This is a genomic window from Rhodoferax antarcticus ANT.BR (assembly GCF_001938565.1).
Lineage (GTDB): Bacteria > Pseudomonadota > Gammaproteobacteria > Burkholderiales > Burkholderiaceae_C > Rhodoferax > Rhodoferax antarcticus.
Map to the genome: position 1 here is coordinate 71,450 of NZ_MSYM01000020.1, position 21,270 is coordinate 92,719.

General features: G+C 48.5%; 23 protein-coding genes. 5 read left to right on the plus strand and 18 right to left on the minus strand.

Annotation, left to right across the window (positions count from 1 at the left end):
- Nucleotides 1-15: 15 nt before the first annotated feature.
- From BLL52_RS19060 to BLL52_RS19085, 6 genes are all read right to left on the minus strand, one after another.
- Entirely contained in the window at nucleotides 16-684 is a 669-nt protein-coding gene (locus tag BLL52_RS19060; protein ID WP_075588212.1) for a hypothetical protein, read from the minus strand.
- A 104-nt stretch (nucleotides 685-788) separates the two neighbouring features.
- Nucleotides 789-1,022 carry a hypothetical protein gene (locus BLL52_RS19065; RefSeq protein WP_139313488.1) on the minus strand — a complete coding sequence of 78 codons (234 nt, stop codon included), beginning with the start codon at nucleotides 1,020-1,022 and terminating at the stop codon, nucleotides 789-791.
- Nucleotides 1,006-1,593 carry a hypothetical protein gene (locus tag BLL52_RS19070; RefSeq protein WP_075588214.1) on the minus strand — a complete coding sequence of 196 codons (588 nt, stop codon included), beginning with the start codon at nucleotides 1,591-1,593 and terminating at the stop codon, nucleotides 1,006-1,008. Before BLL52_RS19070 ends, BLL52_RS19065 begins: the two co-directional genes overlap by 17 nt.
- 48 nt (nucleotides 1,594-1,641) lie before the next feature.
- On the minus strand, nucleotides 1,642-2,469 hold the full coding sequence (locus BLL52_RS19075; protein ID WP_139313489.1) for a hypothetical protein: 828 nt from the start codon (nucleotides 2,467-2,469) through the stop codon (nucleotides 1,642-1,644).
- Between the two features lie 91 nt (nucleotides 2,470-2,560).
- On the minus strand, nucleotides 2,561-4,465 hold the full coding sequence (locus BLL52_RS19080; protein ID WP_139313490.1) for a hypothetical protein: 1,905 nt from the start codon (nucleotides 4,463-4,465) through the stop codon (nucleotides 2,561-2,563).
- Complete coding sequence (locus BLL52_RS19085) at nucleotides 4,466-5,437, minus strand: hypothetical protein (protein WP_139313491.1); 972 nt, start codon at nucleotides 5,435-5,437, stop codon at nucleotides 4,466-4,468. It abuts the gene before it with no gap.
- Between the two features lie 166 nt (nucleotides 5,438-5,603).
- On the opposite strand from BLL52_RS19085, the gene BLL52_RS19090 reads away from it, so the two are divergent.
- The gene (locus BLL52_RS19090) at nucleotides 5,604-6,122 is read left to right on the plus strand and encodes a helix-turn-helix domain-containing protein (RefSeq protein WP_075588218.1); all 519 of its coding nucleotides are present in this window, start codon (nucleotides 5,604-5,606) and stop codon (nucleotides 6,120-6,122) included.
- 5 nt (nucleotides 6,123-6,127) lie between these two features.
- Here BLL52_RS19090 and BLL52_RS19095 read toward each other — a convergent pair whose 3' ends face one another.
- Together BLL52_RS19095 and BLL52_RS19100 are read right to left on the minus strand one after the other, a co-directional pair.
- Nucleotides 6,128-6,670, minus strand: coding sequence for a hypothetical protein (locus BLL52_RS19095; protein WP_139313493.1), 543 nt, complete (start codon nucleotides 6,668-6,670; stop codon nucleotides 6,128-6,130).
- A complete protein-coding gene (locus BLL52_RS19100; RefSeq protein ID WP_075588220.1) occupies nucleotides 6,667-8,697 on the minus strand; it encodes a DNA topoisomerase in 2,031 nt (676 codons plus the stop codon). The genes BLL52_RS19095 and BLL52_RS19100 overlap by 4 nt, the downstream gene beginning before the upstream one ends.
- A 197-nt stretch (nucleotides 8,698-8,894) precedes the next feature.
- On the opposite strand from BLL52_RS19100, the gene BLL52_RS21115 reads away from it, so the two are divergent.
- On the plus strand, nucleotides 8,895-9,635 hold the full coding sequence (locus BLL52_RS21115; protein WP_198930663.1) for a hypothetical protein: 741 nt from the start codon (nucleotides 8,895-8,897) through the stop codon (nucleotides 9,633-9,635).
- 207 nt (nucleotides 9,636-9,842) lie between these two features.
- Nucleotides 9,843-10,874: a lambda-exonuclease family protein gene (locus BLL52_RS19115; protein ID WP_075588223.1), complete on the plus strand. Its 1,032-nt coding sequence runs from the start codon at nucleotides 9,843-9,845 to the stop codon at nucleotides 10,872-10,874.
- 100 nt (nucleotides 10,875-10,974) lie between these two features.
- On the opposite strand, the gene BLL52_RS19120 is transcribed toward BLL52_RS19115, so the two are convergent.
- The gene (locus BLL52_RS19120; protein ID WP_075588224.1) at nucleotides 10,975-11,469 is read right to left on the minus strand and encodes an RDD family protein; all 495 of its coding nucleotides are present in this window, start codon (nucleotides 11,467-11,469) and stop codon (nucleotides 10,975-10,977) included.
- Between the two features lie 242 nt (nucleotides 11,470-11,711).
- Nucleotides 11,712-12,044 (minus strand): hypothetical protein, encoded by a 333-nt coding sequence (locus tag BLL52_RS19125; protein WP_075588225.1) that lies wholly within the window; start codon nucleotides 12,042-12,044, stop codon nucleotides 11,712-11,714.
- A gap of 182 nt (nucleotides 12,045-12,226) precedes the next feature.
- On the opposite strand from BLL52_RS19125, the gene gmtX reads away from it, so the two are divergent.
- Nucleotides 12,227-12,388 carry a gamma-mobile-trio protein GmtX gene (gmtX, locus tag BLL52_RS22100; RefSeq protein ID WP_420852641.1) on the plus strand — a complete coding sequence of 54 codons (162 nt, stop codon included), beginning with the start codon at nucleotides 12,227-12,229 and terminating at the stop codon, nucleotides 12,386-12,388.
- A gap of 303 nt (nucleotides 12,389-12,691) precedes the next feature.
- On the opposite strand, the gene BLL52_RS19135 is transcribed toward gmtX, so the two are convergent.
- The 3 genes from BLL52_RS19135 to BLL52_RS19145 all read right to left on the minus strand — a co-directional run bounded on the left by BLL52_RS19135 (nucleotide 12,692) and on the right by BLL52_RS19145 (nucleotide 16,350).
- The gene (locus tag BLL52_RS19135) at nucleotides 12,692-12,997 is read right to left on the minus strand and encodes a hypothetical protein (protein WP_075588227.1); all 306 of its coding nucleotides are present in this window, start codon (nucleotides 12,995-12,997) and stop codon (nucleotides 12,692-12,694) included.
- Nucleotides 12,998-13,278: 281 nt separating this feature from the next.
- On the minus strand, nucleotides 13,279-13,656 hold the full coding sequence (locus tag BLL52_RS19140; RefSeq protein ID WP_158025715.1) for a DUF1643 domain-containing protein: 378 nt from the start codon (nucleotides 13,654-13,656) through the stop codon (nucleotides 13,279-13,281).
- Between the two features lie 156 nt (nucleotides 13,657-13,812).
- Nucleotides 13,813-16,350, minus strand: a complete 2,538-nt coding sequence (locus BLL52_RS19145; protein ID WP_083634085.1) for an adenosylcobalamin-dependent ribonucleoside-diphosphate reductase — start codon at nucleotides 16,348-16,350, stop codon at nucleotides 13,813-13,815.
- A 261-nt stretch (nucleotides 16,351-16,611) separates the two neighbouring features.
- Here BLL52_RS19145 and BLL52_RS19150 point away from each other — a divergent pair, with 261 nt between their 5' ends.
- The gene (locus BLL52_RS19150; protein WP_075588229.1) at nucleotides 16,612-17,604 is read left to right on the plus strand and encodes an ATP-binding protein; all 993 of its coding nucleotides are present in this window, start codon (nucleotides 16,612-16,614) and stop codon (nucleotides 17,602-17,604) included.
- Nucleotides 17,605-17,660: 56 nt separating this feature from the next.
- On the opposite strand, the gene BLL52_RS19155 is transcribed toward BLL52_RS19150, so the two are convergent.
- From BLL52_RS19155 to BLL52_RS19175, 5 genes are read right to left on the minus strand one after another with little or no spacing between them, the layout of a single operon-like run.
- Nucleotides 17,661-18,068 carry a hypothetical protein gene (locus BLL52_RS19155; protein WP_075588230.1) on the minus strand — a complete coding sequence of 136 codons (408 nt, stop codon included), beginning with the start codon at nucleotides 18,066-18,068 and terminating at the stop codon, nucleotides 17,661-17,663.
- 2 nt (nucleotides 18,069-18,070) lie between these two features.
- Entirely contained in the window at nucleotides 18,071-18,790 is a 720-nt protein-coding gene (gene trbC / locus BLL52_RS19160) for a type-F conjugative transfer system pilin assembly protein TrbC (RefSeq protein ID WP_075588231.1), read from the minus strand.
- 12 nt (nucleotides 18,791-18,802) lie between these two features.
- Complete coding sequence (locus BLL52_RS19165) at nucleotides 18,803-19,921, minus strand: TraU family protein (RefSeq protein ID WP_139313494.1); 1,119 nt, start codon at nucleotides 19,919-19,921, stop codon at nucleotides 18,803-18,805.
- On the minus strand, nucleotides 19,918-20,529 hold the full coding sequence (locus tag BLL52_RS19170; RefSeq protein ID WP_075588232.1) for a hypothetical protein: 612 nt from the start codon (nucleotides 20,527-20,529) through the stop codon (nucleotides 19,918-19,920). The genes BLL52_RS19165 and BLL52_RS19170 overlap by 4 nt, the downstream gene beginning before the upstream one ends.
- A gap of 3 nt (nucleotides 20,530-20,532) precedes the next feature.
- Nucleotides 20,533-21,261: a DsbC family protein gene (locus BLL52_RS19175; protein ID WP_083634087.1), complete on the minus strand. Its 729-nt coding sequence runs from the start codon at nucleotides 21,259-21,261 to the stop codon at nucleotides 20,533-20,535.
- Between the last annotated feature and the right edge of the window lie 9 nt (nucleotides 21,262-21,270).

A 21,270-nucleotide genomic window follows, 5' to 3' on the forward strand; every position in this document is an offset into this window, starting at 1 on the left:
GGCGAAATTGCCCGATCAGACGCGCTCAGATTCAGAGACAAAAACAGCCCTGATTTTCAAAAGCAGCTCTTTGTGACTCTCGATACGTTTGTTGGCTTTTGCAGTTGCAATCACCTTCACATCTGTCACACCTACGGCTCTCAAGGCGTTGTCAACCTTGGTGCATTCCTCCTTTAGTTTTGTTGAAAAATCAGCACTGACGGGTATTTCCGTGCCATCTGCGTCCTTGATGCTGGCAGCATGGTTAATGAAAGTGCGTCCAGCACGCTCAATCGGTGAAGGCCATGCAGAAATCTTCACCCACTCACCAGGCAGACAGTTATTCAGCTTGACGATCAATCGTTGGGCGACATCGCTTTTGAGATCAAGGGAGATGGTGTATTGGTCATCGTTTCCAGCCTGAAGACCGATTCGCAGCTTCGGGTAAACATTGCCATTGCCGTCGATGTTTTCGCGGTAGTTGACATAGTTCAACAAGCCCTCCATCGCCATCGGCAGAATGCAAGCGCCATCAAGGTAAGAGCGAAGAACGGCAGTGGCACCACCACGGGCATTGCCAGAAAATCCACGCTTCCAGACATCTTCTCCAACCTCTTCGCGGGATCGCGCCACAGCCGCATCAAGCGCCTCTGATTGTGCGAAAAAGCCACCTGCGATGGTGGAATACAGAATCAAGTGTTTCATAGGTTTTTACAAATAGTTGGTGTTGCAAAGATTATACCGCAACCACAAGAAAAAGGAGGATTTTTAAGGAATCCCCCAAATTATTTTTCTTGCGAAAAACAATTTTAAATCTTTGGTTTTTCGTACATAACACGACGAATATCAAGGGTCGCTACAAGCTGCGCTTTGGCGTAGTTAAGTCGTTGAATGCGCTCATTAAGGCCTGTTGAATTTGAAAGTTGTTTAATCTCAGATTCAATCCAAATCAGACGAGCTTCCAGCTCTTTCTTCTCTTGCAGTAGAGCGTGTGGAATCATTTTTTCAGAGCAATCAGATTGCATTTCAAACCAATTCTTCAAGATGGACCTTGTAACCAGAGTTTGCTAAAACCTTCAATGCGTCAGAGTATTCCTGCTCACAACAGAATTGGTCGCGGATCAATTCACAGTGGCCTATAGACTTCTTTTCTGTATGAGAATCATCAATCCAGGCCGAGTCATCTGGATAGATCAGTTCATGTGCATTGTTGACCACAACCACTTTGCCATCCCCCAGGTAGTTCTCACTAACCAGAGAATAAAACGACGGGTTCCTGCTTGCAAGGAAAAGCCCATTGGCAATCTCGTAAGGGGCATCATCAGGGAAAGTCACAAAAAATGATTGTGCCTGATCAGGGTGCGTCAGGTGTTCATCCCATGGGCGCGAATGAATAAAAACAGAATTCTGTTTGGGATCTAAAACGCAACTAAAACCATCCATTTCGAGAAGTTTCAGCATCGCAGACCACTCCACCATTGGGTTGATTTTGACAGCGCTTCGCATAGATCGCTCCAGCGCAAACAAGGTTTGATTATTCAACTCCGATGTCTGTAAATACACCACATCGACCTCGCTTGGCCGCACGCTCGGTAAACCAATGATGAAACTCATAAATCTTCCTGTTGCAAAGACAATAATTAACAAGCGCCAAAAAAGCCGCTACTCAGCAGCGGCTTCGTTGACAGCATTCTCGATAAGTTCAGTGGCCACCCTGGACCTGGGCATCTTATTTGAGCGATACCACCTGTAGTAAGTTGACTGGTTAATCGGATTCTCCTGACTCGTTTGATACGAGGGGTTAGGAGACACAATTTCCTTGCTGTACTGCACAACATCACCAGGTGCAACTATCGTTTTGTTTGCAATCAACAAATCATCAGCCTTACGATACACGTAACGGTGAACCACCATTTCATCATCAAGGATTGCGTACCAGCCATACTCGTCGTCAAGATCAGTGCCCTTCTGGAATACACCGGCCCGGTCGCACACCACTGCACGCTTACACAAATGCGTGACACGGCGACACAGTTCACGGTGAGGGGAAACAGTCAGATTCGTTGGGTCAATACCAAGCTTTTCAAACCAGGCATCCATGACCGGGCGAATACTCTTTGGCCTCCCGGTGTTGTCTGTTGACATTGTGTGCTTCCAATACGCCTCAAGACGCCTATGGAAAGACTCAATGAAGTTATCTTGCATGACCCATCCCTGCAAGTACGAAGAAAGCAAAATTGCCTTGATTGGCAAATAGGAACTGCTCACAACATGATCAACATCTGAACTTGGACGACCAAATTCCTTCTCGTAACGGTTAACCGCACGAGCCAATTCATTCGTTGTCATACCCAGACTGGACTTTATTTCACGCATTCTGGAAGTCAGAACGTGATCAGCTTGATCGCCAAATTTTGCAAAACGTACCGGACGACTCACCGGAACTCGCATCTTCTTGTGTTTGAATTTACTGGAAAGTTGAATTTCCATCTTATTTTCCTTAATTTTTTCTAGTTAGTTATTCTCTGAACCTGCCAACTATCTGATTACTTAATTATGTCACGACAAAGTTAGATAAAATCTAATTGTTATTCAAATTGCCGTAAATATCGCCACAAAGATCAACAATGAAGTCATCAGGGTTCTTTTTTGATCTCCTGATGGACTTGATGCCTATTGAGCTAAGTGACTCTCCCCCACTACTTTCTTCCAGTTTGATACCCAAATCATTGAAAAATTTGTTGTAGCCAACCACATGAAGAACGCCGCTCGACTCCGTTTGCACCGTGGTCGGAACAATTTTTTTGTTCTTCAGTCCCATTCGAATGAAATTGATCGTCAAAGCAGAGTTGGGCGCTGGTGGGGGCTTGATCAAAGTCGCAATGCTAACAGGCACCTTTTTCTGCCCGGTGGGTTTTATACCAAGGGATTCCAATGCAACATCCTCAAGAATTGTTGTGCCTGTAGATTTGAACTTTTTGGACCCGTAAATCGAGTTGCTGAAACTCGGAACAGCGTGACAGTTGGTGGTTTTCTCAAGAGTCGCAAACCGCTCAACCCCATCAAGGGAAATCACAAACGCCGAGGACAGCACAATCGCGTTCTCTGTCCCGTTGGAATTGGGTGCCGTGAACACGATTTTGTAGAGACAGTCCTTCGCCGGACGTAAGCCAACGTCTTTCGGATCGCGCACCAGAATGCCATTTTCATCAAGCTCGCCCAGGACAATGCCTGTGATCACACTTCGCTTGTCCTCTTTGGCATTCAAATCAGGTTTTTCCAAGTACTTGCTAAAGTCTTCCGAGAATTTTTTTTCGTCAAAGACGATGACATTCATCATCACACCATCGATCATTCCTTTGTAGCGAAAGCCAACACTCTTGATGCCATTCAATGCATTGATGTCGGCTTTGATCGTCGCAAAGTTTAAAAATTCTTCATACACGTTGACGGCGTTGATGTCGTCTAATGTTTGGACCGTTTCAAACACAGGTTCTACGCCAAAATCATAGCCAGCGCCCATTTCAATAGAAGAGGCAAGAACGTCACAAGAACTCAAGAGATCGACCAATGCATATAGGCGATCCGAAGAAGGTCGTGGGCGTGCCATTGTTGATTTCTTGATAGGCAATGCGTTGAGCTGCCAGCTATATGAAATGGCATCTTGCAACAGCAAACGATCTTCACAAGAGATGTCCATATCCCAATATTCTGGAAAGTCAGACGCAATCCGCGCAGACTCAGAACTGTGATCAGCGTGAATCGTCACGGCGTTAGTATTGGAATTCACAATGAACTTGACCAACTTTCCAATGTCATGCAAAAAGCCAAGCGCCGGGATCAGTGGATCTTTGGGATCTAACTTGAAATTTGGGTTGTTCGGTGTGTGGCGCTTTGGATCGTAGGTATAAGCTTTTGCCTGGTGCAGCATCAAGGCTGTCACCAGCAACGTGTGCGTCAACAGAGATCGTCCGCCATGACGATCAACTCCTGCCGGATGTTTGATGTGCTTGCTATAACACAGTGTTCTGACAGTTCTGTCGGCAAGTCGTTCAAGCCCTGTGTTAGGGCCTGACTTTGAAAACACATCGGAAAACAGTCGGTCAAAATGCTCGGGCTTCAATTCAGGGGGTGAATGAACCAACAGGTCGTTTTTTTCAATCTGTTCAACACAAGGCATAGCCTGGCGGAAAAAGGGAACTCCCCCAAGACTGGACACGACGCCACGATCTTGATTTGAAAAAGCCCGACGATCACCGACCGGCAATTTCAATTCATAGTTGTATTTCAAACGTCTTAAAATGAGATCCCTGAACTCATCAGAAGATGACTTCGCCATAAAAATTCCGACAAAAATCGAACCCAACCACATCGGAATGAAGTGGATATTGAATGGTTCATTCCAGAAAAACGCCTGAGCTATGCCCAGCCAAAAAAGCGTGAGCCCTACAACAACATTCGGGATGCGTTTTTCTGAAATCTTCACTTAGAGGTCTTCCGCAGTGGCCACTACACGAGCTGGTGGCAAATCAACCGTTGCCGCCTTCGCTGCGGTGCGTTTGATCGCAGCAGCTTCACGCGACACACGCTCACTTTCACGATACGCGGCCATATCATTTGCCATCTGGACGATCCACTTCGGTGGTGTTGAACCAAAATCCGTGTCAAATTCAGAGGGGTCGCGTGGAACGCCACAACGGATGTAGGTGCTGATACGTTTTTTTGGTACACCATTTTCATCGAGCACTGGAACCGGGCGACGATCTGCATCTAGCTTGACGCGCCCATCGGCATCGAGTTCGTACACAGGCATAGACCGATAGTAGTATTCACCATCGACCGTTGTAAGTTGGCCTGCTTTGATTCGAGTGGCCAATGCCGACGCATTGCGAGCTTCATACACCAAAGGAATGACGTTGTTGATGTTGGAATCCTGGCGCATCATCATGTGAAAGCGGGGAGAATCACCATCTTCAAAGCGGGCACCAACAATCACACCACACAACATGACCTGGTTGTGAACCCGAGCGTTCGACCCCTTGCCAAGCCGGTTTTCGTTTTCCAGCTTCTTTTCCTTGGGATCGAGGTTCACCAAATCCTCCACGGTACGAAGTGGGGAATTGAATGAACTCAGGCGCTCATTATTGCGGACGACCAATACAGCGTCATAACCGCCGTAGTTGTTGCGCATGCCAATGACAGAGGCAACCGTATTTGAAGGGCCTTTATGCGGAACAATTGGTTTTGGCACCATCGCAGGAAAGTGGATCTTTCCACCATCCTTGATGATTTTTGCCTTGGTGTAGGTCGCAGTCGTGTCATTGTTGTAACCCGCGTGGTTGACTGGCATTTCCAGCACACCGATCTGGAATGACACGTTTTTAAACCCAGCGTGGAAGGTTCGAGTTGCCGGCTGACGGCGCTCATTGATTGTGAGTGGACGAATTGCAGTAGTCATGTAAAACCTCTATGTTGCAAAGACTATAACGAAAAAGCTAGTATTGGGTTGTTTAAAGGTTTTTTTTTTGGCCACACCTCCTTTTTAAGTTTTAAAAATGTAAGCTAACGAGAGCAAAATAAGAGATCATCAGATCCAGCCTCAACATATCCTAAAGATGCAAAGCATGAGTACAAACAACATCCCCGATGAAGACGACGAACAGGCAACAGAAGACTCTGGGGACTTCTTTACACTCCAACAAGACCTCATCACGCTCATTGAAGACTTCCGGGCGACTCATCTTGTTGACAACCGAAAAATGTCGTTAAAAAAGTTCGCTGAGTATTCAGGTATATCAGTTCCAATTCTCACAGCCATCACCAACGGGAACCGCTGGGCAGCAAAGACCAGTCGTGAAACGGTTGAAAAACTTGCATCTGCATTGGAAATACCAGTTTTACAGGTGTACATATTGTCTGGGTTTATTAAAAACGATGATGTTGTTTACACTACAAATATTCAAAATACACTTGAACTTATTTATAGACAAATGAGTAAAGACAAAAACATGACATATAAACTTCCAAAAAAATCAGTTTGGAATACATGGCCAGAAAGTGCAAAAATTGCCTTTGCTATGATGTATGAAGACTTAACGAACAACATACTTCTTCGCTATATAACTTTGCCAGAACCGCAATAACAAAATCACTTTCTGGGCCTGCCAATTCTTTTGTGAACTCGCGGAACATCCTCTGGCCAACCTAAAAGACCCAATTTGTTAGTTAAATTGGTTTTTGCGTTACTCAAATCGACGCGCTTAATAATATCTTCGGAGAAGTCAGCCATTGTGATTTCGTAGGAGAGTATTTCAAGCATGGCAGAGTTATCGCCATCGTCCAACGCAGGAGCATCCAAACTGATGTTTTTGCCGTTGACGGTGTTGTAATCTTTTTTCCGGTAACTGGCAACCACCAATTCAGATACTCTGAAGGCAACCGAATAGAATGAAGAAACACTATCAAGAATCTTGAGCATCTTCATCTGCATAATGACATATACCTCTGAGGAAATGTCACTAAAACATTGAATATCAACGCCGCCCTTCATAATATGGTGTCTAATTATTCCGTTCAAACGCCTGCAAAACACCATCTCACGGTAAACAACAGGACTGGTCATCCATTGATCTCGGGGGATGTTGTTTAACGCAGAACTCAAGCTGAGTGTTGTTAAGTCAATAGCTTTCACGCAGCCACCTTCTTTCGCTTGACTGCGGGGCTCTTGCGAGGCTTACGAGCACTCTTTGACGTGGCCTGAACTGGCTGTGGAAGATCACTTGGGCCGGGCATGCTGTTGTAGGCCTGCCCGCTAACAGCGCTCTCTAGAACATGGCTCACAAGTTTTGTCAATACCTCCCGGTAACGGGAATACTCAAGCGATCCGTTTTTAATCGACTCCAACTTGCCCTCAAACCAAGCGGTTAGATCGGGTTTCGTCAATACATTTGGCAAAGACAGGATGTAACCAAATGCCTTTGGCGTTGGTCGATAGCTGATAATTTTGTTGGATTTATCTTCGACTATTAAAGCGGTAGATACCGCTTTACTAATAATCCCTGAGCGGGTCGCTGCAGTGCCAATGCCCTCAACATCCTTTAACTTTGCTCTGACTTTAGGATCAGTCACAAAAAGGTAAGCCTTTTCCATGGCTTCAAGCAGCGTAATTGCAGTAAATCGCTTGGGTGGCTCAGTTTTTGCACACTTCAAATCCATTTTGACAACATCGCCAAAATCATTGACTTGGATATTTGGTAAAACTGCCTGATTTATAACCTTGCCTGTGCTGTCGAACTTCTTTTGCGCGCCCCCAAAAAGAACTCGCCAACCCAATGAAACAGGGGTTCTACCTGTTGCACGAAACCGATGCGAATCAATCTCAACTTCAATTGCAGATTGCATGTATTTGTAAGGTTCAAGAAATTGAGCCAAATACTGTCGGCACACCAAACGGTAAACGTCCAGCTCACACCGGCTTAAATTGCCCACCGGGCAAGAAGAAACAAGGGGGATGATTGCGAAGTGATCGCCAAGCTTTTTGTCGTCCCAGGCGCTCGAACGCTTGCTGGTATCGCATTCCTGGGGGATGACAAATTGCCCACCAAAATTGCTTTTTATCGCATTGATGACTGCATCGGCCACTTTTAGTTCAGATTCCGGCGCGTACTGACATTCTGTTCTTGGGTAGCTGGTCAGCTTGTGTTTTTCATACAAGGCTTGAGCTGCGGCGAGCACTTCGTCTGGTGAATAGCCCATCCTTGCCGCAGCTTTTTGCAGTTCAACTAAGGAAAAAAGCAACGGGGGCGACTCTGAGAGCGGTTTTTTTTCAGCCAGGATCACCCTTGCCTGCTTGCCTGTGCATTTACGTTGAACCTGTTCGGCTTTTGCGCGGTCCAAAAGGAGCTTGCCCCTGGCATCAAAGCGAGGATCACCCTCATGCACGCCTAGCTGCCATTCACCCACAAACGGTTCCTGCTTCCCGAAATCGACGGTGGCGATCAGCGAGTAGTGCTCAATGGGAACGAATGACGTGATGTCGTTTTCCCTTTGTACAACCATGCCCACCAAAGGAGTCACAACCCGGCCAATGTTAAGCAGTCCCTTGTGGCCACGTTTCCACCAGACCGTTGAATAGCCGCGAGTCGCATTGATGCCGATGGCCCAATCAGATTCTCGTCGTGCCACCGCAGCCAAGCCCAGCGTGGCGTAGTTTTGGTTGTCCTTCATCGATTTGAAGGCTTCGATGATTCCATCATTGGTTTGCGCGTGCAGCCAAAGACGCTTCACTGGCCCGGTGAAATTGAATTCACGCAAGATGTCATCAATAATGGCTTGCCCTTCGCGGTCTGGATCGCCTGCATGACAGACTTCATGAGCGTCAGCAATTAAGCTTTTGATGGCAACAAGACGGCGCTTGATGGATTGTGTCAAGCTGCTGTTGACCACTTTTCCGTTGAGCTTTTCATAGGCCGGCTCAAGTAAGAATTGCGCGGGGAGAACCGGCAGTGTGTTGAGCTTCCAGGGAAAAGCAAACTGATCGCCGTAGTGTTCCGCATCAACGAGTCGAAACAAGTGCCCTTGCGCCCCAACGATCGCGTAGTCACCCACCCACTGACACATCCGAGCGGAATCTGCCCTGATAGGTTGGCCCAGCATCCCAGACAGGGCTTGTGCGATGTCGCGTCCCATGGCTGGTTTTTCAGCAATAATTAGTTTCATGTCGCAAAAGTAGACCCGTTGCAAACATTATAATGGATATGCACGGAATTTGAGCAAAGCTTGTCTGAGCGACTTTAATTTTTTCGCACATATCCAGCTTAGTTCGTAGCAATTTCGCTGCAACTAGCGGTTTCGACTGCTTTTTTAACGAAGACATGGGCCGCTCGCCTGTGTACCGTACTTAAAGGAAACTTATCATGAGCAAGCAAAATCTTCTGCGTTTGGCAAATTTCAACGTGTTCCAAAACACGAACGAAAAAATCGAATTCTCACTTTCCAAGGACAACCGTGTCCAGGCGCAGTACAGCGGTTATGACAAAGATAAGGGCTACGATGTTCGTGGCGTTCGTCAAAAGTCGGCTGCTGGCAAAGGCTACATCCGCCTCTCTGTCGCCCTCATTGACGGCGAATCGCGTTCGTACTTCAATGGCGCTCTGTTCAAAAACGACAAGAAAACCGAGCTTAAACAGCCTGATTTCCGTGGTTCTTTGAATTTGGACAACCAACAAGATGGTCCGAAACTGTCATTGGCCGCTTGGATCAAACAAGGTGAAAAGGCGGGTGACTATCTTTCCATTGCCATCAGTGAATTTCAAGATCAAGGTTCTGCTCCTGCCCGTCAACCGGCCCCTGCTCACGGAAATTCGTTTGACATGGATGACGATGCGCCTCCGGCTCGTCAACCTGCTCCGGCTCAACGTTCTGCTCCTGCCCGTCAACCGGCCCCTGCTGCTCGTCAACCGGCTCCTGCTCGTCAAGCTTCTCCGGCTCAACGTTCTGGTGCTGCACAAGCTCCTGCTCCAAGTCGCGCCGCCTCTGGTTTTGACGACATGGATGATGACATTCCCTTCATTCACTATCATTCTGATAGCACGCAATCGAATATTGAAGGCACTTTCTGCCGCAATTCTCGGAAAATGGCGCGTTACAACCGCTAAATGTTGACGACGTATTCACAAAATACGACGATCTAACACCCCTTAAAAGCCAACTCTTCGAGTTGGCTTTTTTCATGTCTGCCGTCGATATTGCGGCCTAAAACAACGACTTTCAACACAAAACAGCAACCCTCCTTCGCTTTTTTCTCCAGGCCGCATTACTAGGGCAGTTCTCACATTCCGTGAAAACATAACTGGAGATTTCAAATGAAAGAAATTCATCTCGAACAGGGTGATCCCGATTGGTTAGCATGGCGTTCAGGTCGTGCGTTCACCGATACGTTTGGTGTCGCACACGTAGCTCTTGATGGCACTCGCATTACGGCGACCGTAGGTAGTATTTGTGGTGGCAAATCACCGTTTTCGACCATGCACAAAACATGGCAAGAAATGACCGGGCGTCGTCAACGCGAAGTTGGAACCTTTGCAATGGCTCGCGGCACTGCCCTGGAGCCAAAAGCTCGTCAAGAGTACATGGCTATCGTCGGTGAAGAGTACGAGGCCTTGTGTGTTGAATCCACGGCAACACCATGGATAGCAGCATCATTGGACGGCGCTAACATCATTCGCTCACGCGGTGTTGAAATCAAATGTCCGATCTCTGAGCGCATTCACGACATGGCTATGCTGGGTCAAGTGCCTGAGTATTACTACGATCAGATCCAGTGGCAAATGCTTGCAACTGACAATCAGATCCAGGAAATAGATTTTTTCTCGTATGCGCCGCAAATTGGAAAAGCTGCACCAATTACGGTCAAGCTTGACGTTGTTCGACAAGGTGAATTGCTACTTGAGGCCATGCGCTTGCGAGTGGCCATCATCACTGACGTTGAACTGTGTGGATCTGAATTTGAACAAGCTGCCAAAAGCTACCTTGTTCTCAATTCTCGGCTCAAGTTACTTCAAACTGATGTTGACACCGCCAAAGACCGCTTGAAAAAATTGGCCGATGGCAAATCGACTCAAGGCTCCGGTGTCATGGTCATCGTGTCTTCAAACGACGGTCGAACGAGCTGGGAAAAAGTGGCAATTGATCTCTCAAAGCAACTTGACATGACTCAAGATGCACTTGATCAAATTGCTCTTATGCACAAAAGTAAGCCTACGACGGTCACAACCGTTAAAGAAGCCTCTGATGCCTCCGCCGTTTTAGAAGAGTTGCGTTCACGTCAATTTGCCCAAGGCATTTCGATGGAAATTCAAGCTGAAAAACTTGAACAGCCGACACCGGTATGGTGATCCAGTAAACCCCAAAAGCCATTGCACTTGTTGCGATGGCTTTTTCTCGTATAAATTTTTTACTTTTCCACGCTACCAACGCAACATTGACTAGCAGTTCTCAAAATCGCGGCTCTTGCGGTGGTGGGTTGCGCCAATCCGATTTGGACTGAAATCTCACGGGCTCGACACCGCCAGGACGAACCACAACAGAGTTGGCCATCTTGTCGTGCCACCCTTGCTTGCGCCTGTCAAATCCCACCCAAAAGAAACCAACACCCAGCGGGATCAGGGATACGAAGTAGCCCAAGTAGCGGATGACAGATTGAGAGGTTGTCAGGGGTGCGCCTGTATCGGCATCAACAATTCGCGCTGACAGCGCCATTTTTCCAGGCGTTGCGCTCTTGTAAACCCAGAACGCAATGACCACTGCGGCAGGTACGAGCATGTTGAGAAAGAAGTCCCCGAAGCCCATGAACATCCGACCAGGCTGAGAAAACCGACCATAAACTGCGTAGGTCAGGGGCAACATGATGGCGAGCTGCAGCAGCATGTCAATGAGTGATGCGCCAACGCGCGGCCAGAAGCCAACATACTCAAGATCGTTTGAATGCACTGCGATTTATTTATTTTGACCGACATAGAACGAATTTTTCAAAACTAAGACTATGGTACTTGTCGAATTCGGTTTGCGCCATCCCCCATTTGGGGGATATTCCGATCTTGACATCCTCCCCGCCCTAATGTGATTTTTCGAATAAGTTGCGACAACGAAAACAATAAATCAACGACTTAGCTAAGGCATTTTTTAAATCATTGCGCCGATTTTTCTAACATTTGATGCGACTGCGTTCTACTTTATGCAAATTCGATGCGACCAATGACCTTGGCCAAATCCTCTCTCTGATTTTTTAGCCTTGTCAGGTCCGTGGTGTTGGCGGCGACCTTGGCTTGTGGCCCATGAATCTTCAGTGAGGCAGGATCGGTATCGATCTGGCTTTGCGCGATGTCGAAAGCCGCCTTGAAAACATCTTCCAGGCCGTCCAGTGTCGCGCCACTCGTGTCGGCAAACAATGGCAAAGGTGACTCCGCCGCCTGACGAGTGTAGCCCTTTCGGTAATGCCCACCGCCAGCCTTGCCAGACGTTGAAAATCCGAAATCGCAAGCAAAATCAATGACTTGTGAATTCATAGACGAATGGGAAATTTTCTTGCGATCTGCGATCTCTCCAATGCGCCTGACCTGTTGTTGGCTCCGGCATCGACCAGCAGAAAGGCCACCCGTGCAATGCAAGGATGGCCTAAATTTTTCAAATTTTAAAGCTATTTCGTCGCATTCATTTCGAATACGTCGCAACGATTTCGAAAGGTCACATCAACTCAGAGAGTGATGCCCTGAATCGGGCGATCTTGAAGGAATTTCTGGCTGACCAAGGATGGGCGATTGGACAGGATGGTGAAATCATTACACCCACCGGACGTACTTTGTTTGAACCCGGCTTCGTGACCGCGATCCGCAAAGTTCTTAAGACTTAGGTCAACTTGACAACGATGGCCGCAACATTCCCATCGGTCGCTTGCATACCTAACCTCAGAAGTTCATCAGGAACTACCACTTTCATCATGTATCTCCGAACATTTGTTGGGCACCTGTCAAGGCTGTAGCCTCGTTTTGCCATCAGGCTGGGCCAGTTGTGGCGGTATGACGTACCGCATGCCGCGTTAATATCACCCAGAATTGAGGTCATTGGTCTTCCGGTCGCCCGCTCAATTTCTAGCCAACGTTCAAATAAGCCCATCGTCATTTTTCGCAAGTTGACTTGATCCGTTTCCCATAAATTAATCCTTGATGTGTGCAGCGCACCGGCTGCGCTCCCGGTGGTAGGGGTAAAGGCTATCTGGCTCAGTTGCAACGTGGTCGCAAAGGGCGCATAGGATGGGCTCCAACTTACGCTCCTTAGCCAGCCAGGCAAACATCAGTTGCGCATTGCCTTTACCGTCTTCCACCCATACCGTTGCATGCGAGTGATGGTCGCGCACCCACTCTGCTGCCAAAGGCAGCCCTGCCGCCAGAGCAATGCGCTCCAAGCGCATCAACTGCTCTTGCAGGGTTTCAGCGTTGTTGTGGTCGTCCTCTACCGGCATAGTAATCCTAGAAATGGTGAGTCCAGGGCATCCCAACCTGCCAGCGACTTCCCGCCGCAAAGAGTGCTCACATAGGGAAACCTTGCGGTTTTGGCGCTTGCCCACCCGAAGGGGTGTCCCCGTGCTCGATGCTCAATGGATCTACTGGGTTCCACAACCGTCAAACCGGCCCGCTGGACTCGTAAACTTTTCATAGCGTCATTCCAAGGCGAATCACCGGTTGCCAAACCTCGCGCGGAACATCATCTGCGTCGCATCCCTGTCCAATGCCGATCGCATGTTTATGGCAGCATCAGTGGATGCGCAGGGACTCCCCCTGCATTGATCTGCAAAGCCATCGGCTTCTTGCCAATACTTTTTAGCAGTGTCAACACCTCTACTGGACGAGCAAGCCCCTTTGCGTTTGATCCCCATGCGCAAATAACAGTCGAAGTCGTCAGTAAACTGGAACGGATGAATTCATCGTTGCGCTCGCCAACCGGGTAGCTCGCTTGCTTGAGGTCTGCTGGTTTAGTTGCTCGAAAAGCGTAGAGGTTGACCACATCAAAGCCGCCGTAACCAAGTCTTTTGCCGAAGCCAGCGCACTTGCGAATGGTTGCATCATCAACATCCGCGTCCGCTGTACTAGGATTTAGCATGATATATACAACACGCGGCATTACCATCCCAGTAATGAACGGTGATGCGATCCGTGAACATACGCTGATACAAACGACTCGGAATTTGCAAGTATCCCAAGGATGGTTTCACTTTATGCGCAAAAAGGTTTCACTTTATGCGTCAAAGATTTCACCTTATGCGTAAACGCACACGAATTAGCCGCAAGCACCCAACATGCCGCAATTGGTGCATTTGTCGCACCCGTCACGACGGACAACCGCGTGCGCCCCACACTCAAAACATTTCTTTCCGGCCATCAAGCCATGGGTGACTGCAGGCTCTGCCTTGGCGACCGGTTTGATGGCGGCTGACGTTTCTTCAGACTCGCCTGAGTTCAAATTGAACAAGATGTGATGCTCGGCAATGATCTGTTGGATCTGGTAAGCGATGGCGGCAACTTCCGAGTCATGGAACATGGGGACACTGCCGCCGTCTTCCTTAACGTATCGACCAAGGCGAACCGGGCCGCGATCCCATGTCACCTTGCGCATGTCATCCAGCGCACGCTCAAGAAAACCACCGCGAGCGGCCAACGACAACAAGCGCATGCTTGAACTGATCCACTGTTGCGACACTGCGCTTTGGCCTACGGGCATGAAGAACTCGATGGCTCTTAAGTGCTTTTCGCCACTCTTCCCCTCAACCGGCAGGAACGACACCAGAAGATAAAGGGTCTTTTTTCCGTCGTGCTGGGTGATGTACTCGATTTTCTCGGCCACCGCTGGCAGACTACCAGCCGGACGACGCTCAATCATTTGTCGCATCGGATCAACAACAACGGCAGGCGCGAGATCAGGCACCTGGTCTTTTTGCTCTGTGGACGCGCTAGGCGCGATCAGGACAGCTCCGAGCGTGCTGTTGGGTCGGTAGGTAGCCACTCCTTTGAGTTTTGCCTTCCAAGCCTTCAGGTACAAGCCTTTGAAATCCTCAAAGTCGTAGTCTTCAGCGACGTTGATGGTTTTACTGATGGCCGAATCCACATGAGGCTGTACAACTTCCATCATGGCAATGTGGTCAGTGGCACTCATGCTCAAAGCCGTCACAAAGTAATCCGGCAACTTCGATACATCGCCTCCCAAGTGCCGGTAAAGGCGGTATGCGTAGTCTTCCACGTCGTAAATCGAATGGCCACCATTTGCAGCTCGTTTTTTGCGCTGGTAAGTCCAACTGAAGGCTGGTTCGATGCCGTTGCTTGCGTTGTCGGCAAACGCCAGGCTCACAGTGCCTGTTGGCGCAATTGAAAGCAAATGAGAGTTTCGAATGCCATGCTCACGGATCTTTGCCTTGAGGCTTTCATCCAGGGTGCTTGCAAAGGTGCCGTCTTCCAGGTACTTGTCGGCATCAAAAAGAGGAAATGCACCACGCTCTTTAGCCAGTTCCACCGACGCAAAGTAAGCGGCATTCTTCATCGAGATCGCCACAGACTCAGCAAACGACCGGCCTTGTGCTGTGTTGTACGGCAAGCACATCATGATCAGCGCATCACCCATGCCCGTGAAGCCCACGCCCACGCGGCGTTTGTTGTTGGCCTCCTGCTCCTGCTCCGGCAGTGGCCACACAGTCACATCCAGAACATTGTCAAGCATGCGGACCTGTGTGGCAACAACGTCTTCAAACGCATCAAAATCAAAATAGGGAGAACCCGTCAGCCCAAAAGGATTCTTGACAAAGCGCGTCAAAATCACCGGCCCAAGATCGCAACAACCATAAGAGGGAAGTGGCTGCTCTCCGCATGGATTACTAGCAGCGATCTGCTCACAGTAACGTAAATTATTGGCAGCATTGATGTTGTCCAGAAACAGAACGCCAGGCTCTGCGTAGTCGTATGTGGACTTCATGATGGTGTTCCACAAGTCAACTGCTGGCATCGAGCGGTAGACCCATTTACCGTCAGAACGAAGAAAAGCACCAGCGGCTTTCAAGGTGTCGTTGGGGGACGCCTTGTGGACCAGATCCCATGATTTGCCACCGAAAACGGCCTGCATAAACTCTTCTGAGATACCCACTGACACGTTGAAATTGTTCCAGCGACCCTGCGTGCGCTTCGCAGTGATGAACTCCAAGACATCAGGGTGGTCAATTCGAAGCACTCCCATCTGAGCACCACGACGGGCTCCTGCGCTCTCCACAGTTTTGCAACTGGCATCGAAAATGTCGATGTAGCTGCATGGGCCGGATGCATTCGAAGCCGTCCCTTTCACATACGAGCCACAGGGCCGGATGCGTGAAAAGTCATAACCAACCCCGCCGCCCCTGCGCATTGTTTCGGCGGCTTGCTTGAGAGCTTCGTAGATGCCTGGGTAGCCGTCGTCATCAAAATGGCTTACAGCATCACCAACAGGCTCGACAAAGCAATTGATGAGAGTGGCCTGTAAGCCAGTTCCAGCCGAACTCATGATGCGCCCTGCCCCGATGCCACCGGCACGCATGTTTTCCAAAAATTCACTCGCCCAATGATCACGTTGGCCATCAGCCTCCTTTGAGGCAAGGAAAGTTGCCACTCGCCGGTAAAGATCCTCTACATTTTTCTCGCCGGGCTTCAAATACTTTTCCGTCAGCGTGTCCACCGAGATCACTTGAGGGTCAAGCCCAAAGTCATCATATTTTGGTGCGCTGCGGACAAGATCCGAGATTGCTTTTTCAGCTTTTGCATCAGTGGCTTTTGCGACAGACTGTCTGGTGATGTGGTTCATTGTGGCGAATAAATGTTGATGTTGCAAAGATTGTAGCCAACATGCAGCCAAAAAAGTAGCTAATTTTGAAATCCATGATCGCAACATTGGCAGACACAACGGTTCGCAAAACTTGACATCCTCCCGCCCCAAAGCCAGGCTGTGCGCTCGCCAGTTAGCCAAATTGCTACCGCCCAACCCATCGCATCAAGACTTTACGAAAAGTCAGCATCTCCAAAACAGTACCTTGCAATCAAGCAGGCACTTTTATGGAGAAATTCAATGGCAGTTATATACAAAAACTTTGGTTATGGTGACGATCTTTTCGGCTTCGCACGCTTTCCTGATGCGGTTCGTGAAAACTCGCGTTTCCCTGTTCTTGAAGGCTTGTCAGAGTACGTCCCCGAGCGTGATCGTGCTTATGTGTTTCGTAAGGAACACTTGAAAACGATTCAGTATTGGACTCACGGCGCTGAAAAGAACATTCTTTTGCAAGGCGAAACCGGTACCGGAAAGACAACATTGATTGAACAAGTTGCGGCACGCCTTAACTGGCCTGTGTTTGCAGTCGGTTGTCATGGCGGCATGGAATTTCAAGAATTCATTGGCCGCGTGACATTGCTACCAGACGGTTCAACTGGATGGGCTGATGGACCACTGATCGCAGCAATGCGTCTTGGCGGAATTTTGTTACTCGACGAGATGAACTTTCTGCCACCTGAAGTTGCAGGCGGTTTGAATACTGCGTTGCAAGCCAAGGTGTACACGATTCCTGAAACCGGCGAGCTTGTAAAAGCTCATCAAAATTTCCGGATTGGTGCCACTGGCAATGCAATCGATGGTGTTGGCAAAGGCAGTTACAAAGGCACTCAAAAGCAAAACATTGCTTTACTGAGCCGCTTTACTTTGGGCATTCGCGTCAAGTACATGAGCGTTAATGATGAAGTTGCCATGATGACCGGCAAGGCTCCTGGCATTCACCCAAAGGTTGCCAACTACCTCGCTGAAATCGCTGACATGGCCAGAAAAGCTGCGTCTGAAGGTGCTTTGACATCGCCGTTATCGCCACGAGAAACCATCTCGTCGGCGCAACGACTGACTTCGTATTCAGGCAATTTGACCGAAGAACCAGCACTTCAAGCTCAATGCAAGGGCATGCTGCCTTGTCTTGAAATGACGTTCCTATTTCGATGGGGGCCTGATGATCGTACCGAGTTCATTCGAGCTGCTAACTCTGTGGCAAACCGCTTAGGTTTACCGATCACTCTTGAGTGATATTCCAACCCGAAATACCCTGCTTTGCGGGGTATTTTTTATTGCCTTTTTGAAGGCTATTCAGCCGCCTTTTTGACAACCGGCTTGGCCTTCTTGAACCACTCGCTTGATTCTTTGGTAAACAGCATGCCACACACGAACAATTCGATGGGCGTCAACAAAACACCGATATGCAAATCAAAACGAGGCGAATTCTGGATGAAATCACTGGTACCAAACATGATCAACGCTGACAAGATCGTGAATCCCGAGTAGATGAAACGGGCCTTGTTGCTCCCACGACCCATCGCGTAAGGCAATGTGGCCACGGCACCCAACAAAAGCATGTTTGCCAGCAACTCGGGAAATTCGACCGGACCAAACAGAAATACGAAAAGGGTTGAGAGCGCTGAAACTCCAAGCGTGCCATAGATGATGCGTTCGGCAATAGAGACAAATTTCGGTTTTTCCTTGATGAAGTCCATGATTACCCTTTAGTTCCTGTTTGACGATCCAAAACAATGCGAGCTTTTGCGTCTTTTGCCAAGACAGACTTGCTTAAAAGTGAAAATTTATCCAGTGCATCCAGTAAAGTGATGTCACCGGCAATCGAGATGAAAGTGTCCGGTCTTGCACATCCGTTTTCCAAGACTGAAACAGCATCAGCAGCGGCAAGAACAATAGTTGGGACTTTGGTGATCTTGAAGTATTTGAACGGCTCAGGGCTGATCTCAAACTCGACGCCAGCCTTATTCAACCTGGATAGCACTTCACGAGTGCGGCTTAACTTGTTATCCACAAATCCACGCATCAGCAATACAGCACCAAACCGTTTTGCCTGAATCGCGTAATTTGTCAACATCTGATCAGGCATGCTCATTGAGACAAAAATCATCAAATCAGATACCTTGCGATTCGGCTGGGCTAGAGCCCGTTGCTGTGCTGCGCCGGATCGGGCCAGGTTCATAAAGTCAACAGGCTTAGCTTGCGCATTCACGGGGGCAGACAACTTGTCGATAGCATCAAAGTTGGGACCGGTGCCCGATCTGGCAGGAGCGGGACCAGGTGCAGTCACATTGGCCGTTGCAGCCATGGCGTCCAACATCTTTTGACGCTGGACAGCCACATCAGCTTCACCCGGCAAGGATTGAGCCTGTGCCACAAGCCAAACCATCATCATGGAAAAGGCAAAAGTTTTGTGTTTCATTTTTTTTGCTGACTATGGGGCCGACGCTGGCGATACAACGCCCGCACAACAGTCCCGTTTTCTAAAAACCTGATAACCAAAGTCTCTGAACCCCTTGGTTGGTGCTTGAGTGCCAATCTCCATCAAAATTGACGATCGACCAATCGGACTACAACACCCGCCTAAAGGCAACTTTGCGGTCTGAGGTACTGGAAAAATGCGTTGGATTTTGTATTGGCTCTTTTGCATGACCAAGGCCTTCGGCATATCGAGCGGACTGCCAGCACACATAGCCCTTTTGGTCACGCTGCTATTGCACCCAACCTCACCCGGTCTGCAGGCAAAGGATCTACCAGAGCCCTTTGCGAACAGCCCCGCCATCTCGCTCATCGCGTGAGCCTCTGCCAGCATGCGAGTGGCCACCAGTCGCCCGACCTGATCGTTTGATGAATAGTTGGAAACGATACCACCCAGCGGGTAGATCGGCCCCCACGAGCCCGCATGCCAAAAGATTGAATCAATTGGGAATCCAACTGCCGCCGACGCCGCATCCGGTGCAGAAGCCAAAATCGCTGGCAGAGTGCCAAATGCGAATGCAATTGGCATCTTAATCATCATAAGCTGGTCATCATCCCACGTTGGATCGAATTCACTTGTCCAGCCCACATCAAACGGTGAGCGATCAGCGCAAGTGTCATCAAGTACAGATTCCAGTAAATACATTATTGGTGCAACGTAATACGCTGAATGACGATAAATATAACCTGCACCCGACTTCTTTGTTATTTCAGTTGATCCCGTCTGACCGTCCTTCCACGGCAAAGGCAATTCAAGTCCTGCAAGTGTTGGTAAACAACCCGGCTCCATGTGGACATCGACGATATAGGCTGGTTCCCAAAATGCGATTGGAACACCGATTTTCAATGAACTAAAGCAATAGCATACTGGGGTTGAATTGGCGTCGGTATCAAAGTCCTCATTGTTGAGCTTCATGATGTTGAGTCCCCAAAGACGAAAGGGGAACATGCAAGACCAACAAATATCACTGATAAAGTTTGGAAATTTATTCGGACATTTATCTGACGCAGCAATGGATTGAAGACACGTTGCCACCAGAAGACAGCCAACAACAAATGATTTGAAAGACTTCACTGTTTGACCTCTTCAACTTTAAGTAACGCACCGTCCTGGGATGCAATTGAAGGTAAAACCCTTATGTCCATGCGTTTATGCAGACCTGGAACATCAAGGTAAACCTTCCGATTTAGTTTTTCACCAGCCACGAATATCGAACCGCCAAGCAAAATAATTTTATCTTCAGGCTTGGATCTACGCCTTACCAGGTCAATCTGCCAGTCCTCTTTGGCGTCGATAAAGAACAGTTTTTTTGACAACCCCCCAAGCGCCAAAGGATTGATCTTTGTCCCTGCTGCAACGATCACAAAGCCGTTGGTGTCCTTGATCGTTTCTTTGACGGTTTCACTCAGATCAACATGTCTGATCTGGTTTGCTTTTGCAGCATGAATCCCGTCAGGTGTTTTGACGTTTGCAAGGGAGTCGAGATAGCGATCTTTGGCTCCTTCGATCATTTGTTCTTTGCCGCCGTTGGCCAGTTTCTTTGCGGCAGCTTCCTTGAACGAATCAATCGCATCACGCTCTTTGATCTCATAGGTGCTGCCGTAAACCCCGAGGTCTTCAGCGTGTACAGTGACCGAAGCGGCCAACAAGACAGCGGCGATTAAATCAAAAGGAATTCGCATGATTTACTTTTTAGCCAGCAGCTCTTCAATCTTGGGGGCATCGATGAAGCCTTTAACCACCGTTCCATTTTTGAAAACGATGCCAGGCGTACCCTGGAAGCCGAGGGTTTGAAACAAAGCCAAATTGCGAGTAACTGGCGAGTTATCGCAGGACTTAGCTGGAATCGTTTTCCCTTCAAGAACCATTGATCTCCACAGCTTTCCCTTGTCGCCGTCAGCGCATGAAATCGCGTTCGCTTTTTTAACCGAATCCTCGCCCAAGATGCCGACCGCAAAGACGTAAACCGTTGTATCTTTGGTGTTGGACAAGACTTGTTCAAGGCGTTTGCAATACGAACAATTTGGGTCAGAAAAGACCACCATTTCGCGGCTACCGTCGCCGTTCACAACTTTGATTGCATCCTTCAGAGGCAGGTCAGAGAAGTTCACTTTGTTCAGCTCTGCCCTGCGATCTTCGCCCAGGTTTTGCTTGGTGATCATGTTGACCATTGTTGGGAAAAAGTACGTGCCACTTGCCTCCACGTACAAGATGTCTTTGCCAAAACCGGCCTCGTAAATACCCGTCACAGGGGTTTCCACAACATGCGAAAACGGAATGTTGGGATAGGTTTTTTTCAACTTGTCCAGCAAATCAGTCGCGGGAGTTGCAAAAGATTTAACAGTCAAAGTCAAACCCAGAACGAGCATCAAAAGTTGTGATTTACGCATATGTTTAAAAAAGATGTGTTGCAAAGATCATAT